This window comes from Pyrolobus fumarii 1A, from assembly GCF_000223395.1.
GTDB classification, from domain to species: Archaea; Thermoproteota; Thermoprotei_A; order Sulfolobales; family Pyrodictiaceae; genus Pyrolobus; species Pyrolobus fumarii.
In genome coordinates this window covers 951,852-965,481 of record NC_015931.1, presented here as the reverse complement: position 1 = coordinate 965,481, position 13,630 = coordinate 951,852, and the positions used below count along the sequence as shown (strand labels likewise).

The following is a 13,630-nucleotide window of genomic DNA, read 5'->3' as shown; positions in this document are numbered from 1 at the left end:
ATTCATCACGCATTATGATAACCTTAGAACGTTGTTGTCCGGTTATGCATAGAGCACAAACGCCCTAAAAAGCACAAGGCTGTGGATTATGACACTCGTGTTACACGAAGCACATAAAAAATTATGTTGAATACCTCCTCATCAGTACAATGACTGATGCAAGTGTTACCGCTGCCAACACCGCCACTAGGTGTATAGGTATCGAGCCCTTCTCCGTCCCGGCTAGAATCGCGTTGAGCTTCTTGAACTCGCTTAGACCTACCACGGGCAGTGGTGCAGGAGCATATAGTGAGATTGGTAGACCCGTGAAGTTGCTTACACTCGGCACCGTCGTGGAAGTGAAGAATACGCTTACGACACATCTCGTCCTATCGATTCTCATAGTTACATTCGCGGGTCTCCACTCACCATTAGCCTCATCATAGTAGAACACTAGTATGCTGTTGAGAAGCTGTGGGCGCTCACAGATTGCAGGTGGCAGCGTGAAGTCAACCTCTATGGTGCCGGGTGTAGCTCCCGCTACGAGGATATCAGCTACGACTCTGTAGCCACGTGCAACATTCTGCAGTACTTTCATCGGCCCGACCGGGGCAAGTACGCTCACCGCAACAGCTGCCGTCGTCTGCGTGGGGAACTTGACCCTCACATTCATCGACCATATCTGTGTTGTAGCTTCGACTCCACGGTCTAGCAATACGATGGTCTTTGCAAGTACCGGGACTGAAGGCACCACTATAAAGTTAGCAAGGTTTGCCGAATAGCGTGTTGGAGCTACGAGCTTAAACACCGAGTTAACGGTGCTGACGTTCCCGATAAACACACCACTTGATATTATGGTAAAGCTACTATCTTCTAGTGTGATGCTTGACGCGTTTATTTCGGAGCCCGTCGCTACGATCTTACTCTTCTCGACAACCATGTACCCTGTATCGCTCGTGTTGACCAGTATAGCTTTCTCAAACACTGCCAGGCTCACATTGAGGTACATCCTGGTACCGTACAGGAACCCTCCATTCCTCACTGTTATGTAAATGCCGGGTGCAGCATCAGCATCTATATCGATGTAGAGCGCTTCTATGTATACACCTGTCATGTTAAACGTAGTTGTTATGTTGAGCTTATCAAGGTAGAACTTGGGACTGTAATAGCCTATCAGTGTTACGTTGCTTGTAAGGTTGAGGTAGTCCCATTTGAATCCCGTTGAGGGAGCGCCTACAACTACTATCCTCGAGGCAAGTGTTGATAATTCGGTATTGGCGTAGGCGTGATAGACCGTCCTAGACGTGGCTACAGTGTGCACAGTGTAGGGGGTGTACCCTGATAGTATTAGTCCGAGGGCATACTCGTGGTGTGCATCAACAAGTCTTAGCGTAAACGCTTCGCCTGCAGTGTTTATAGGTAAGCTTAACGAGTCATCAAGCACTTTCTTGTAGGATAGTGTCGTGCTGGTCATGTTAATGCCGAGGCTATAGTCTACGGTTACAGGTGTGGTAATGCTCGGGTCCGTAAATATCAAGAGTGTGACGTTAAGCGGTCTGTCAAGAAGTGTCAACCTCGGTGTACCCACTGTTGTAACATTTATGAAGGAGAATGGACCGAAGTTGTACTTCACTTGTTGCACCACGTTTAGAGAAGATGGCTCTTCTACTAGGAAGCCAGCCAGGTACACCCCTGCTGGCAGCGTGACGTTGAACACTATAGTGTCCCCGGAGGCCATGAGAGGCAACGTTATGTTAAGCTTGTAAACTGCTATATCACCGCCTTGCGAGACACTGCTCAAGCTTAATGCCGGATAGCCACTCATGGGCGCACAGATAGCAGCATCATGCTCGCTGAGACCGCCTACGCTGAGTGTAACTGATGTACCTATCACATATGCATCGCCATAGTAGAATTTGTAGCAGAACATGTCTTGTGTGAAATTGTAACTGTAATTGTAGTTGCCGCCGAGGCCCAAAGTGACAATAAGCCTAGCATGATTCACAAAGCTGCTTCTAAGGTAGACTGGTATGTAGAGGTTGCCGAGGTTGGCCGGGTTTAAAGCATAAACATATGCCATGTAGCCTTGCACCGTGAAGTTGACCGTATCAGCGTTAGCAACTGTAATCACATGGTCCTTCCCGATAAGGTACTGGTCTACAACACCATCGAACTTTTTGCTTGCCACGGTCACGCCAGTGACGTTTGAGAACTCAGCATGGTCTATTGTTAGGTTGGATTGCGGGCCTCCAACAACTTTTGACAAGGCCACTCCAACATACGAGACATGGTATCTCGCGTACTCGACGAGATCCGCATAGACATTGCTACTGTAGAGTAGGGTCGTGAAATAAGTGATACCTGTAACGTTGGTTACCGCGAGCTTGTCGGTGATTGTGGTGTTTGCTAGGAGAAAGGTGGTTTGCCCAGTAGCGTTTAGGAGCATGCTAGAAACTTGAACCTCGTAGACGAAGACGTATCTTGAAGCGGTTATGTTCAACATTGATATGCTCATAGACTTGCCGCACCGTCTCGCTACGAGCGCTACCGTGGCATTCACATACACCTTTGATGCATTCACATCGGTCAATATGATGCTCGTAAAGTTGCCCTGCACGGGTAGAACCAACCCGCCTACAGTCATACCATCCAACCACACCGCGGGTATGACTATCTCTGTTGTGTTTATGCCCAGACTTGAGCTGAAGCTAGGCAGCATGGATAAGCTCTGCAAGACGTTTAGGGCGTAACCACCATAAACTACCAGCAAGACGTTGTTTAGGGCCGTAGTGTTGTACCAGGCGTCGTTTCTGTTCCCACCAGGCATTACGCTCGAGTTTAGGAACATACTAAGCGCTTTGAATGAACTCACATCATCTGCTATTATTCGCGTTACGTGTCTAACTGTGGAGATTTCCAGCAAGGGTTCTGTACCACAGAGGGTAAGCGGCTCAGCAACTGTCAACACGAATTGCTTTGAAGCCACTTCGGTTAACACGCCAGTAGCGTTAGAATAGTAACTCGCAATGAAACTATAGTTGCCATACCAGCTTATCGCAAGGTAAAACGTAACATTCAACGTTATCGGGACGTCAGTCGTACCAGTATTGTCGTACTCCATGTATATCAGTATACTCCTCTTAGCCTTGTCAAAAGTTATGTTGTTTATCAGCGCTCCCGACGTATAACTTATGTTCACAGCATACACTTGCACTTGAGCACCGGAAGGCAGTGTTAGGTTGAGATAGAGGTGTGTTAGGTTACCAGCAGGTGCCAAGACCGCACCCTTATCAAGTGTTATAGTGACTGATGTGATTTCATTAGGCGCCAAGTTGGTACCGTTGTTTGACGTTACCACACTCACTTGGGCCGATGCAACCAGGGGTACTGTTACCACTACGAGAAGAGCAAACAATAATAATAATAGACGCCTCATTAGTGGTACACCTTCCACCCACCAGCCTAAAACGGATACCATTAAAAATGTACGTTCGAGAAGTAAAGATGGGTAGTTTTAGAGGCAGCAAGCTCCAAGCGTCTTAGTGTAACGATCTGGAGAAACCGAGGGTATTGTTGTGAATGTCGCAGGAGTGCAAGGAGAGAACTCTTGGTTGTTCACGCTGCATTAACACGTATCGGAGAAGCTAGCATGGTCAAAGTGTACTCCGAGATAACTTGGTAGACAGAATTACAACCTGACCTAAATAGTATTATTCGGAGTTACTCTTTGCATACCCCGGAGAGAACGGCACCCGTTGGCGCCACTAACTTCACCCCAATAATCTTCAGATTAGTCAAAGCTTCGCATGGGTTATCTAGGTGCTCTACGATTAGCTTGATAAGGCTTGGAAGCATATCGTCTATTGCAGATGGTGTCGTTTTACCCATCCATCCTATATATGCCACGGCCCCAGCCGTGAGGACCGCTTCCACGAATCTCGGATCATTGAGGCTATCACAAGATGCTACTACGACTACCGCGCCCTTCTTGAGCCTCGCGACATGCTTAAAGAAGAGAGCCCCGACTATGATATACTCTGAGGATGATATGACAGCTCCCTCGGAGAGTACAGCTGGTGAGCCCGCCTCAAGCACACCATTTTTAGCTAGCTTCTGGACGAGTAATACTGGGATGTCGTAAGGGCCCTGTGGTGAGAGACCAGTCGCGAAATAGAAGCCTCTTCCATCCCAGATCCCGCCATGCGCACGGATAACGATGATATCATATTTATCGAGGTGGAGGAGTGGTTCTAGACCCGCTTCTTCTCCGATATAGGCGTCGAGGCAGCCTCCCGATTCGTTCACGATGTACTCTATTTGGCGGAGGAGCGTCTGATTTGGATATTCGAGCGCGAGTGGATCATAAAAGAGCATACGGTATGCACATAAGCTTCTAGAATAGACTCGCATCGCATTATCTGTTGAGTGCATCATGGGTGCGCTAGACGAGTGATAGACTGTATAGACGATTGCAGAAGCAAGAGCTAGTACAGGTAGCAACACAATGAGGCTCCTGTGCGCCCGCAATAAGGGTGCACCAGGTTGCAGATACAGAGGCTACCATATCTCTATCCCTACACATATCCGACTCGCCAAAATAGTCAAAATGTAAACACATGCCACGGCCTACTTTTCTCTTTAGTCTAAACCTCCTTAGATACCAATTACTGTGATGTGTATCCAGCACAGCCCGAGCGCACAGTAGTCTTCTACTATATAAACTCTTGCGCCAAACCTCTTAATGTTCTAGATGGTGCCGTGCAACACGCCGATAAGCATCGGCGGTATTAACACTAGTGCACCCTGCGCATACACATTTATACTAACCCTGGTGATAATATGTTAATAGTGCAGCTAGGTGCCTCACATTTTGCTAGCTTGGCAAACGGGCTTCGAGATAAACACACAGTCTAACATTGCGAGACCTCATGGTAACTCTTCTACACTTCCTAACGACAGCACATAATCGCCCTATGCATCTTATCGTGAGGCCCGTTAACGCACCACGCTAGTCCACGCGCAACGCTCGGCACTATACCCTCCCCTATGGTTGTTCAGGGTGGGGCTGTGAGGAGCTATCCGTCGAGCATCTGAAGTGAGAGTGATGCTGCTGGGCCCTTGCCGAGCCCCTAGTTTATACCCTAGCGGAGCTTGATAGCCTAATGGTTGTTGGCTGAGTGGGGTGCAGGTCCTTGTCTAGCAGGAGACGCGTCCTTTACTGTGAGATGTGTGGCCTGCCCGTCGAGGACGAGCCATACGTTATATACGTTGAGGGTAGCGAGATGTACGTGTGTGAAAGGTGCTACAACCGGTATATTAGTCGCGCGAGAAGCACGGGAACAGAGGATGTGCCACTCAAGGCTCGCATATCCGGTGGCGGTGCTACCCGTACAACTATTACACCAGCCTCTAGGCCCTCACCCGCTCTAGCACGCCCGTCCACGCCAAGGCCCTCCACCAGACCAGTTACGCCCAGGCCGGGCGGGGGCCGTGGGAGAGGCCTAGGCAGCGATAGGCTGGCTGAGAGGTACGAGGTCGTACCTGATTTCGCGGAGAGGGTAAGGAGGGCCCGTGAAAGACTCGGTCTATCTCAAGAGGAGCTCGCCGTGAGAGTTAAGGAGAGGGTTAATGTTATCAAGAGGATTGAGGCTGGCACCCTGGTACCAACCGTGGATCTTGCCAGAAGGCTGGAGAAGGTGCTTGGCATCAAGCTTCTGGAGCCCGTTGTCGAAGAGGATGTCGAGCTTGGGGTCTCCGGGTCTAGGCGCAAGCGCAGCGAGTTCGAGCTGACACTCGGCGATATTGTCGAGATACGTGAGGAGTGAAAAGCGCCCCCGGGGTAGCCCTTATCCACCTTCTTTCAACCTCAGTAGTACTAGGGTCCACGATGGAACAGCTCTACACATTCATCGAGAGGCTCTACGGGCCAGAAACACGCGAGGTACTCAGGATACTCTATGAGAGCGGTCAGGAGCTAACCGAGGAGCAGATGGCCGAGAAGACCGGGCTGAAGTTCAACGTTATTAGAAGGGCGCTCAACAAGCTAATGGAGTCTGGTTTCGTCATCTATAGGAAGCAGAGAGACCCCGATACAGGCCGCCTGATATTCTACTGGCGCGTCAACTTCGAGAATCTCAGACCTGCCCTCGTGGCGCGGAAGAAGGCCGTTATAGAGAAGCTCCGACTGCGTCTCGAGTATGAGCGCGACAACATATTCTACACGTGCCCGACCGACGGGCTACGCTTCACCTTTGACGAGGCAATGGAGTATGGAATGATATGTCCGAGGTGTGGCTCGCCTCTGGAGCCGGACGAGAGGCAGGAGCAGATAGTTAGTATACTCGAGGAGGTTATCCAGAAGCTCGAGGAGGAGATAGCGAAAGAGGAGAGGAGGGGCTAGTCTCGCTTGACACGCTTCACAATTATAGACTTGTTTAGCGGTGCCGGTGGATTCTCGAGAGGATTCCGGGACGCAGGCTTCCAAGTCCTCTTGGGCGTAGATAACGACGCGGCCGCGATACGCAGCTTTAAGGCGAACTTTCCAGAAGCGATAGCCCTGCATATAGATGTGAGGGAGGTTACCGGCAGGCTGATCGAGAGGCTCGTTGGCCAACCCGATGTGGTGATAGGTAGTCCGCCTTGCGAGCCGTTCACTGGCGCAAACCCACGTAGGATGAAAGACCCGCTTGATAGACTGTACAGGGATCCGATAGGCCAGCTTGTACTCCACTATGCCCGCATAGTCGGAGAGCTTAGACCAAAGGTGTTCGTGATGGAGAATGTGCCGGGTATACTTGAGGGCGAGTTACGCGACGAGCTGAGAAGGGTATTCGCGAGAGCAGGCTACGAACGCATATACTTCAATATCCTCGAGGCCGAGAGGTACGGGACGCCGAGCCACAGGAGGAGAGTATTCATATCCAACATACCCCTGCGTCCAAGGCCCTCTAGGAGACTACTCACTGTACGTGACGCTCTGAAGGGATTACCAGAACCTGGTGCTCCATGGCCCCCGAATCACGAGCCACCTTCAACTAGCCCCAAGAAGGCTAAGAGGATAGCAAGGCTACGTTGGGGTCAAGCGATGATACTATACGAGGGTGCTGAGGGTAGGAGACTACCTAACCTTATCCGCCTCGACCCACGGAAACCCGCCCCAACCGTCCTTGGCTCGAGCCGCTTCATCCATCCCTACGAGGATAGGTTCCTAACGGTCCGCGAACAAGCTAGGCTAATGGGCTTCCCAGATAACCATGTGTTCCTCGGCGGCCGCGATGAGCAATACAACCAGGTTGGCGAGGCCGTGCCACCACCACTAGCCAGAGCCATAGCAAAAACAATACTCGACTACCTCTCGAGGCACGCGTAGAGTTGGATAAACACGCCAACACGCGTACGCTGAGTCGCCACGCTCCTACCGAAACTCTCTCCTCATAGCCACCACATATAGTATGGCTACGAGTATTAGCAGCGTAGCAGATACCATCACCGTCTTCGGTATCAACCGTTCGACCAGCATGCTGCTCATAATGATGTTTAGCCTCTCCTGCATCTTGCTAAGCACCTCGCCCACCGTCACCTCCTCTACACTCTTGTCGAAGAGGGGTATGCCAAACACCGGGATGTCAAGATCTGCTAGGCTCCAGTACACCTCAAATATGCGGGGGTGGTTGCGGACAAGCTCAACTATCCCGAACGAGGCGAGCAAATGAGCTAGAATCGCGACATTCACTCTGCCAAACACCATGCAGAGCAGCGTAGCGACCAGATATCCTACAAGAAGATAGAACGTCAACTCTAGCAGCACAACTGGCATTACGATACTAAGCGCTTCTATGGGTCTAAGCTGGTAGAGTATCGCGGCGTAGGAGTAGCTTAGCGTTAGGACAGTGAAGATGACCAGCAACCAGTATAACAGTACCCAGGAGACTAGGTGTGTCCTCACCACTTCACTCCTCCTGAACGACGCCAGCTCTAACGCGTCGAAGAGCTTGCGCTCGATGGCGTACGCGTAGAAGAGTACCGCGTAGAGACCCGACAGGAAGAGTAGAAGATAGAGTGTGAAAGACTCGTAGCTCGTGATAGAAGCGTACATAGCAACAACCCTGGGAGAATAGTCTATCAACACCTTTGGTGGCCACACATCACTCAGGATCGCTATCGCGCCGATGCTGCCTAGCAGGCTCGTCGCCGGAAACCTCGCAAAGAACAACAATAGCTCTCTGCTGGTACGACTGACCCACGCGTATATCAGGCTTGTCGCTGCAGCCCATAGGCCTGCGAAGAAGAGCGCCGATACCACCATGTTCGCTGCCAGTTCTCGTCTAGGCCCCCAAGCGTTAAACTCTACAAGGATTTGTGCCGCTCCCTCACTTGGCACAAAACGCCACTAGGATCGTAAACCTGTAGAGGTCTGGGCTCCTAAGCTCATACGTGAACGCCAGGCTACGAGAATCTCCAACAACGAGTCTAGACACCGTGACATTAGAGCCGCTTCCGATAGCCTCAGCCAGAACCAAAAACTTAGCCATCTTTATACCCGAGAGTCTAATGCTGATACTCGCATTCCCTCCCCATGAGCAAATATAGATCCTCCCTAAGTACGCGGATGGTATGCCAGCGCTCCACGGCGTATAGGAAAAGTAGCCACCCGTAGGGTAGTCCACAGTGTAGACCATTAGGCTGAAGGCGAGCATCACAACAACCCATACTACGACCGGTAGCAGGAAACCCGCGTACCTACCCGTCATGATCACCACCTTCTAAACAAGTGCATAAGTATCGATGAGATGATGACCCACAATGCAGCAAGCGCAAGCGTGTACAGCCTGTACGGTCTATCCGTACCAACAACATAATTCACGCTACTCAACGGGAGATTTGTATACACTAACCTAACCTCGACACCCCTCATCTCGAAACGATCAAAGTAGAACTGGGTGTCAAGCGGAAACACACACAGTACATTCGCACACGGCCCGCCCTCATACACGCCATACACTAGTACACGCGTTAACAAGTCATAGTATCCAACATGCCTCCCATAAACGATAATCACGGATATACGACAATCCGGCGTAAGCACGACAACTCCGACAAGTTTTCCATTTTTAGTTACCTCGCAATGTAGTACCTTTAGACCCCTTTTCTCCATCGCAGCTTTCACGATACTAGCGCTAAGCCCAGAGGCACTCTCCGCATCGAATACTATAAGCCTTTCAGGACCCAGGCGGACACCATCCACGATTATAGGTTTGTCTGCCGGACGCTTGGAGAGAACATACATGAGCATAAGAGGAGCCCATCTAAGCTTTACGTATACCTCTTCCTTGGAGACTATAATCGATACCGTCTTGTTTAGACGCGTTACACCACGCTTACTGCATCCCCTAATAACATCTTGCAAGAGCTTGAGGGGCTCGCTACACTCGTCCCTAGAACATCTAAAACTTACACTATAGAAAATTTGATTACTATATATCTTAACGATAGTATCGTTCACGATATTGACGTCGAACAACATGAAGGGGAATGCACCAGCGAAATCACCACTAGAGTTAAACAACATGTAGTACGGTTTTACCAGCACATACTCTTTTACAAGTTTGAAATTCGTGGCTTTGAACGTATACCTCACGACGAAGCTACTATCATTAACTCTAAACAATGTTATGTTGAGCGTGACACAGCTTCCTATAGGCTGTTTCCCGCCCGATGTAGTGTTGAAGAATATTATCGTCTTATTACTCAAGCTGCAAACCTTGTAAACAAGTACAATAGGGTTACCAGGGTCGCTAAAGTCGTTAGGAGGCAAGCCTTCTGCTGCGATAAGGGTATTAAGCGTTGCAACATGATGTAATGGCAAGAATAGAGAGAGAAAGGAGGATAAAAAACAGGAGACTCAGTGTTTTAGAAAATTGTGATCCATGCATCATGACGTATCACCTAGCTACACTTGTTTATCATGTTGATCGTCTTGTCATGTTAGCAGCCACACCATCCGCTACTTTGTGACGCAAAGGCCGATACAAACACAGTTTCACCTGTATTGTAATTCTCTCCTTCAGCCTCAGCATACGTATACTTGACGTTCTCAATCCCAGCCTCTTTAGAGTCGATATAGGCGTAAGCATAGCCCTGGCCAAAATCTATTGCACAATAGACGGGTGTGTCGTCAAACCGGGCGTATATCATTACCATTACTTCGTCTGTACTGTCGTATGCCTTTGCAGAGGCGTCTACCCTTCCATAGCCATTGTTGTACAGTGCATATGCGTTTACCTCAATAGTGTTTTCCGGTGCTAGAGCAGAATGCGCTCCCTGCATACACGCTAATAGCTGTTATCACTATTAACATTAGCGAGGATAGCAGCAGTAGTACGATCTTACGCCTTGTATACATTGTTTATCCCAGTATGGATGCACTACTTTTATGATTGTTATAGCTTGTTGGAAACTTTCTGCCAGGAAAATTAATAACATACACCTCCGTCGAGGATACTTATGACGTAAGGGTGGGTCTATGTTTGTTTGCTGCTAGGAGTGTGTGGAAGGTTTTCGGTTCTACATTGGCACTAGTCGACGTCAACGTGAGTTTCGAGGGGTCAGGTCTTCACTTTCTACTTGGTCCTAATGGTAGTGGCAAGTCTACATTATTGCGCTTGTTTGCTGGGATACTGAGGCCTTCTCGTGGCAGTGTCTCTGTGTTTGGCCTGGATCCCTGGCGGTCGAGGGATACCGTGTGCAGACGGGTTTGTTTCGTCTTCGAGGATGTTGGTTTACCATGGTGGCTCTCGGGTAGGGAGTTCTTGAGGTTTGTTATAAGCGCCTCCGGATCCTCATGGGAGCGTATGGTCGAGGTTGCGGAGTTGCTCGATATTGCCAGCTTCTGGGATAGGCCCATTCGTAGCTATTCCACAGGCATGAGGAAGAGGTTGCTGCTCGCTGCTGGCATGGGGAGGGAATGCGAGGCATATGTTTTTGATGAGCCTTTCTCGGGCCTAGACGTCAATAGTATTAGCGTTGTCCTGCGAATGTTCGAGTGGCTTGCGAGGGGTCATCCAGTGGTTGTAACGACGCACGTTAGCCTCCAGGTTCCTGCTGACCTAACACGCAGTATAGTAGTTCTTGTGGATGGTAAGGTGGTGTACAGTACCTCTAGCGACTCTGACATTACACGTGCGTGTTTCGCTTGTAGCCCTGAGATTCTTGACGAGGTGTACGAGGCTGTTAAGGACTCCGCTAGGTTTACGGTTAGGGTCGAGGATTCTGAGGCTATCATCTGCACTGACGGGGCGGATCTCTCTAGGTTCGGGTGTAAGAATATACTCGACCCATTGATGGTATATGAGGCTGTCCTACGTAGCTTTGCTCGTGGGAAAGTCTCCTCGGTAGACGGGGTCCCTAGAACTGACAGCGGTTGACAGTATTCACACACCTATGGCTAATGGTGACGCTCGTAGCCTTAACTTGTTTTGGCTATGGGTTTGCTGCCTAGGAGGCTCTGTATACCCGTGCTACGCTAGCGTGAGTAGGGTGTAGAGGATGGTTGCAACCGTGATACCCGTTGTGCACGACGTGTCAAGTGCCCAGAGGCTCATAGACATGGCTAGAACAGTCTATGGTCTCGGGTATCGCGTGTTGGTCGCGACACGCGTGTATGGAGCGGCAGCCCAGAACGGCGTGCCGGAGGCAATGAGGATAGCATTGAGGCTGGGCAGAAGCTTTGTTACTCTACCCGAGTTGAGAGACGCTGTCGAACTCTTCACCCCCAACACTATCATTGTCGTTTCGAAAGACTATGGCGAGCCGATGACAATAGACGAGATAGCTGGACTAGCCAAGGACAAGACAATGATAGTGTTTGGAGGTGGCGACCCCGGTATAACCAAGCAGGATATTGCCGTGGGACGCCCAGTCTACATCAAAGGCGTCGAGGGTAGGTTAAGCCCTGTTGCCGAGGCTGCCCTCATCCTCTACGCGTTGAGGAGCCAGACCCAGGAACCTAGAGACACGCAAAGCTCTTGACACAGTACGACCGTGTAGACCCAATGCCCTGCCTATCTCTGATGGCCTGGCATCCTTCATCCTCTGGTAAGCTTCCAGAACCTTCTCAACGATGTACTCCGGCAACACCCAGGAGGATACCCTACTCTTCTTAATATCCACGTAGATGTAGTGACTGCCGGTAAAGGCCGCATAGTCGCCATCAAGCTTCACGATCCTGAAGAGTTTACTATACTCTTCTGCAACGCCAGGCGCAGGCACGTACCTCACGCGCTCACCCTCATTGATCTTGACTATGACACCTGCTCTTCGAAGGGCGTACAATGCGCTCTTCACTAGCGTTGTTCTCACACCAAGCGTGTCCGCAACCTCTCTTGTGCTAGCGCCTCCACGCTCTATGATGACGTGCAAGAATGGTAGAAGCCATACACGTCTCCAGCCTTCAAGTAGACTCGCTACTCTCCCTGCCACCATCACCACCCCTCAAAGCGCGGGCAAGTTCCTCGAGAAGCTTGTCGTTATTCGCGATGTTCTTTGAGACGCAGCGCACCCACTTATGCTCCTCAGTAATGTTCTTGCACGGCTTTACTTGCACACACCCCCTCCTCTTACTACCTTCGACCACCGCATCAACACAGAGTGTACCGTCTCCTGGCGTAAAGTCAACATTCTCCACGTTAACATCGACACCTAGTTTATCGCTCAGTAGATAGCTGAGCTCGAAGGTAATGTCTACCGGCATCCGCGCCCACCCAGCTGGGGATAAACGCCACTCCTGCGTATCAACCTAAGGCGGGTTCGCGGCGGGGCCGCGCCGCCCCGACTCCCGCCTATAAGAGCCTAGCCTAGACCCCCATCGGGGGCTCGATGAGGCTAGGTGTTAGGGGCGGGGGACAGCGGCCCCGCCGCGCCGACAAGCGTTACACTCCCCATGCACGTCCCCACTCCTAGGGGCATCATGGTCTGCCCGCGCCGCGTGTGGACCGGAAAGGAGCTTGACTGGGTGGAGCCCGGCGAGTGCCGTGAGTACATACGTGGTGTCGGCCTCGACTATCTGATACACCCGGCATTCGAGAAGGGGTTCTCAAAGCTACTGACAAGCTACGAGCCTCCTCGCGGCAAGATACTATTGTTCCTTCCATGCAGCTATGGCAAGCCCTATTCTCAAAGCTTCATCCACTACATGATAAGGAGGACACTGTGGAAGAACGGCCTCATTGACAAGGTACATGAGGTTATGCTTACCAACGCGGGTGTCGTACCACGCGAACTTGACGAGCACTGGCCGTATGCCGCGTACGATTGGAACCCGATATACGAGACGCCCGAGATTCGCGAGTGTTACCGCCGCGTCCTTGCCGATAGGATAACCGCGTACCTAGAGACGTTCAAGAGCTATTATCGTGGATTTGCAGCCTATCTCCGCTGGGACAGCGACAGTTGGGCTGCATTGAGAGTTGCCGCTGAAAGACTCGGTATTCGAATTGAGAACTTTGCAGCCCGCACTGTCCCCAACGAGGAGGTTAGAGAGGTATCCCTTGGAGGCCTCTACCAGGATGCAGACCTTGTCCTTGTGACTAGAAGTAGCCTAGCCTCGCTGGTGCAAGGTTTGAAAAAACTAGTCAAGGAACTCGGCTTGTGAGTA

General features: G+C 50.7%; 14 protein-coding genes. 6 read left to right on the top strand and 8 right to left on the bottom strand.

The annotated features are described in order from the left end of the window. Positions 1-121: 121 nt before the first annotated feature. Complete coding sequence (locus tag PYRFU_RS05085) at positions 122-3,256, bottom strand: hypothetical protein (protein WP_048191643.1); 3,135 nt, start codon at positions 3,254-3,256, stop codon at positions 122-124. A 443-nt stretch (positions 3,257-3,699) separates the two neighbouring features. Further along, complete coding sequence (locus PYRFU_RS05080; protein ID WP_048191638.1) at positions 3,700-4,506, bottom strand: hypothetical protein; 807 nt, start codon at positions 4,504-4,506, stop codon at positions 3,700-3,702. Between the two features lie 665 nt (positions 4,507-5,171). On the opposite strand from PYRFU_RS05080, the gene PYRFU_RS05075 reads away from it, so the two are divergent. From PYRFU_RS05075 to PYRFU_RS05065, 3 genes are all read left to right on the top strand, one after another. Further along, positions 5,172-5,804 carry a multiprotein bridging factor aMBF1 gene (locus PYRFU_RS05075; protein ID WP_014026565.1) on the top strand — a complete coding sequence of 211 codons (633 nt, stop codon included), beginning with the start codon at positions 5,172-5,174 and terminating at the stop codon, positions 5,802-5,804. A 62-nt stretch (positions 5,805-5,866) separates the two neighbouring features. Further along, complete coding sequence (locus PYRFU_RS05070) at positions 5,867-6,379, top strand: GntR family transcriptional regulator (RefSeq protein WP_014026564.1); 513 nt, start codon at positions 5,867-5,869, stop codon at positions 6,377-6,379. A 6-nt stretch (positions 6,380-6,385) separates the two neighbouring features. After that, positions 6,386-7,348, top strand: coding sequence for a DNA cytosine methyltransferase (locus tag PYRFU_RS05065; RefSeq protein WP_014026563.1), 963 nt, complete (start codon positions 6,386-6,388; stop codon positions 7,346-7,348). Positions 7,349-7,393: 45 nt separating this feature from the next. Here PYRFU_RS05065 and PYRFU_RS05060 read toward each other — a convergent pair whose 3' ends face one another. From PYRFU_RS05060 to PYRFU_RS05045, 4 genes are all read right to left on the bottom strand, one after another. After that, the gene (locus PYRFU_RS05060; protein ID WP_014026562.1) at positions 7,394-8,359 is read right to left on the bottom strand and encodes a hypothetical protein; all 966 of its coding nucleotides are present in this window, start codon (positions 8,357-8,359) and stop codon (positions 7,394-7,396) included. Beyond that, on the bottom strand, positions 8,349-8,729 hold the full coding sequence (locus tag PYRFU_RS05055; RefSeq protein WP_014026561.1) for a hypothetical protein: 381 nt from the start codon (positions 8,727-8,729) through the stop codon (positions 8,349-8,351). Before PYRFU_RS05055 ends, PYRFU_RS05060 begins: the two co-directional genes overlap by 11 nt. Before the next feature lie 2 nt (positions 8,730-8,731). Then, positions 8,732-9,730, bottom strand: a complete 999-nt coding sequence (locus PYRFU_RS05050) for a hypothetical protein (RefSeq protein ID WP_048191636.1) — start codon at positions 9,728-9,730, stop codon at positions 8,732-8,734. Positions 9,731-9,963: 233 nt separating this feature from the next. After that, positions 9,964-10,305 (bottom strand): hypothetical protein, encoded by a 342-nt coding sequence (locus tag PYRFU_RS05045; protein WP_014026559.1) that lies wholly within the window; start codon positions 10,303-10,305, stop codon positions 9,964-9,966. 200 nt (positions 10,306-10,505) lie between these two features. On the opposite strand from PYRFU_RS05045, the gene PYRFU_RS09960 reads away from it, so the two are divergent. Together PYRFU_RS09960 and PYRFU_RS05035 are read left to right on the top strand one after the other, a co-directional pair. After that, positions 10,506-11,402, top strand: coding sequence for an ABC transporter ATP-binding protein (locus tag PYRFU_RS09960; RefSeq protein WP_014026558.1), 897 nt, complete (start codon positions 10,506-10,508; stop codon positions 11,400-11,402). A 121-nt stretch (positions 11,403-11,523) separates the two neighbouring features. Next, the gene (locus PYRFU_RS05035; RefSeq protein ID WP_014026557.1) at positions 11,524-12,006 is read left to right on the top strand and encodes a RecB-family nuclease; all 483 of its coding nucleotides are present in this window, start codon (positions 11,524-11,526) and stop codon (positions 12,004-12,006) included. On the opposite strand, the gene PYRFU_RS05030 is transcribed toward PYRFU_RS05035, so the two are convergent. After that, a complete protein-coding gene (locus PYRFU_RS05030) occupies positions 11,923-12,456 on the bottom strand; it encodes a hypothetical protein (RefSeq protein ID WP_014026556.1) in 534 nt (177 codons plus the stop codon). The genes PYRFU_RS05035 and PYRFU_RS05030 overlap by 84 nt on opposite strands. After that, on the bottom strand, positions 12,428-12,727 hold the full coding sequence (locus tag PYRFU_RS05025; RefSeq protein WP_014026555.1) for a hypothetical protein: 300 nt from the start codon (positions 12,725-12,727) through the stop codon (positions 12,428-12,430). The genes PYRFU_RS05030 and PYRFU_RS05025 overlap by 29 nt, the downstream gene beginning before the upstream one ends. A 216-nt stretch (positions 12,728-12,943) precedes the next feature. Here PYRFU_RS05025 and PYRFU_RS05020 point away from each other — a divergent pair, with 216 nt between their 5' ends. Beyond that, a complete protein-coding gene (locus PYRFU_RS05020) occupies positions 12,944-13,627 on the top strand; it encodes a DUF5591 domain-containing protein (protein WP_048191634.1) in 684 nt (227 codons plus the stop codon). Positions 13,628-13,630 lie beyond the last annotated feature (3 nt).

Bases quoted from the DNA above. Each gene is read 5' to 3' on its own strand.
- PYRFU_RS05035 (WP_014026557.1), top strand. From the start codon at position 11,524: ATGGTTGCAACCGTGATACCCGTTGTGCACGACGTGTCAAGTGCCCAG.
- PYRFU_RS05045 (WP_014026559.1), bottom strand. From the start codon at position 10,305: ATGCAGGGAGCGCATTCTGCTCTAGCACCGGAAAACACTATTGAGGTA.
- PYRFU_RS05020 (WP_048191634.1), top strand. From the start codon at position 12,944: ATGGTCTGCCCGCGCCGCGTGTGGACCGGAAAGGAGCTTGACTGGGTG.
- PYRFU_RS05070 (WP_014026564.1), top strand. From the start codon at position 5,867: ATGGAACAGCTCTACACATTCATCGAGAGGCTCTACGGGCCAGAAACA.
- PYRFU_RS05025 (WP_014026555.1), bottom strand. From the start codon at position 12,727: ATGCCGGTAGACATTACCTTCGAGCTCAGCTATCTACTGAGCGATAAA.
- PYRFU_RS05055 (WP_014026561.1), bottom strand. From the start codon at position 8,729: ATGACGGGTAGGTACGCGGGTTTCCTGCTACCGGTCGTAGTATGGGTT.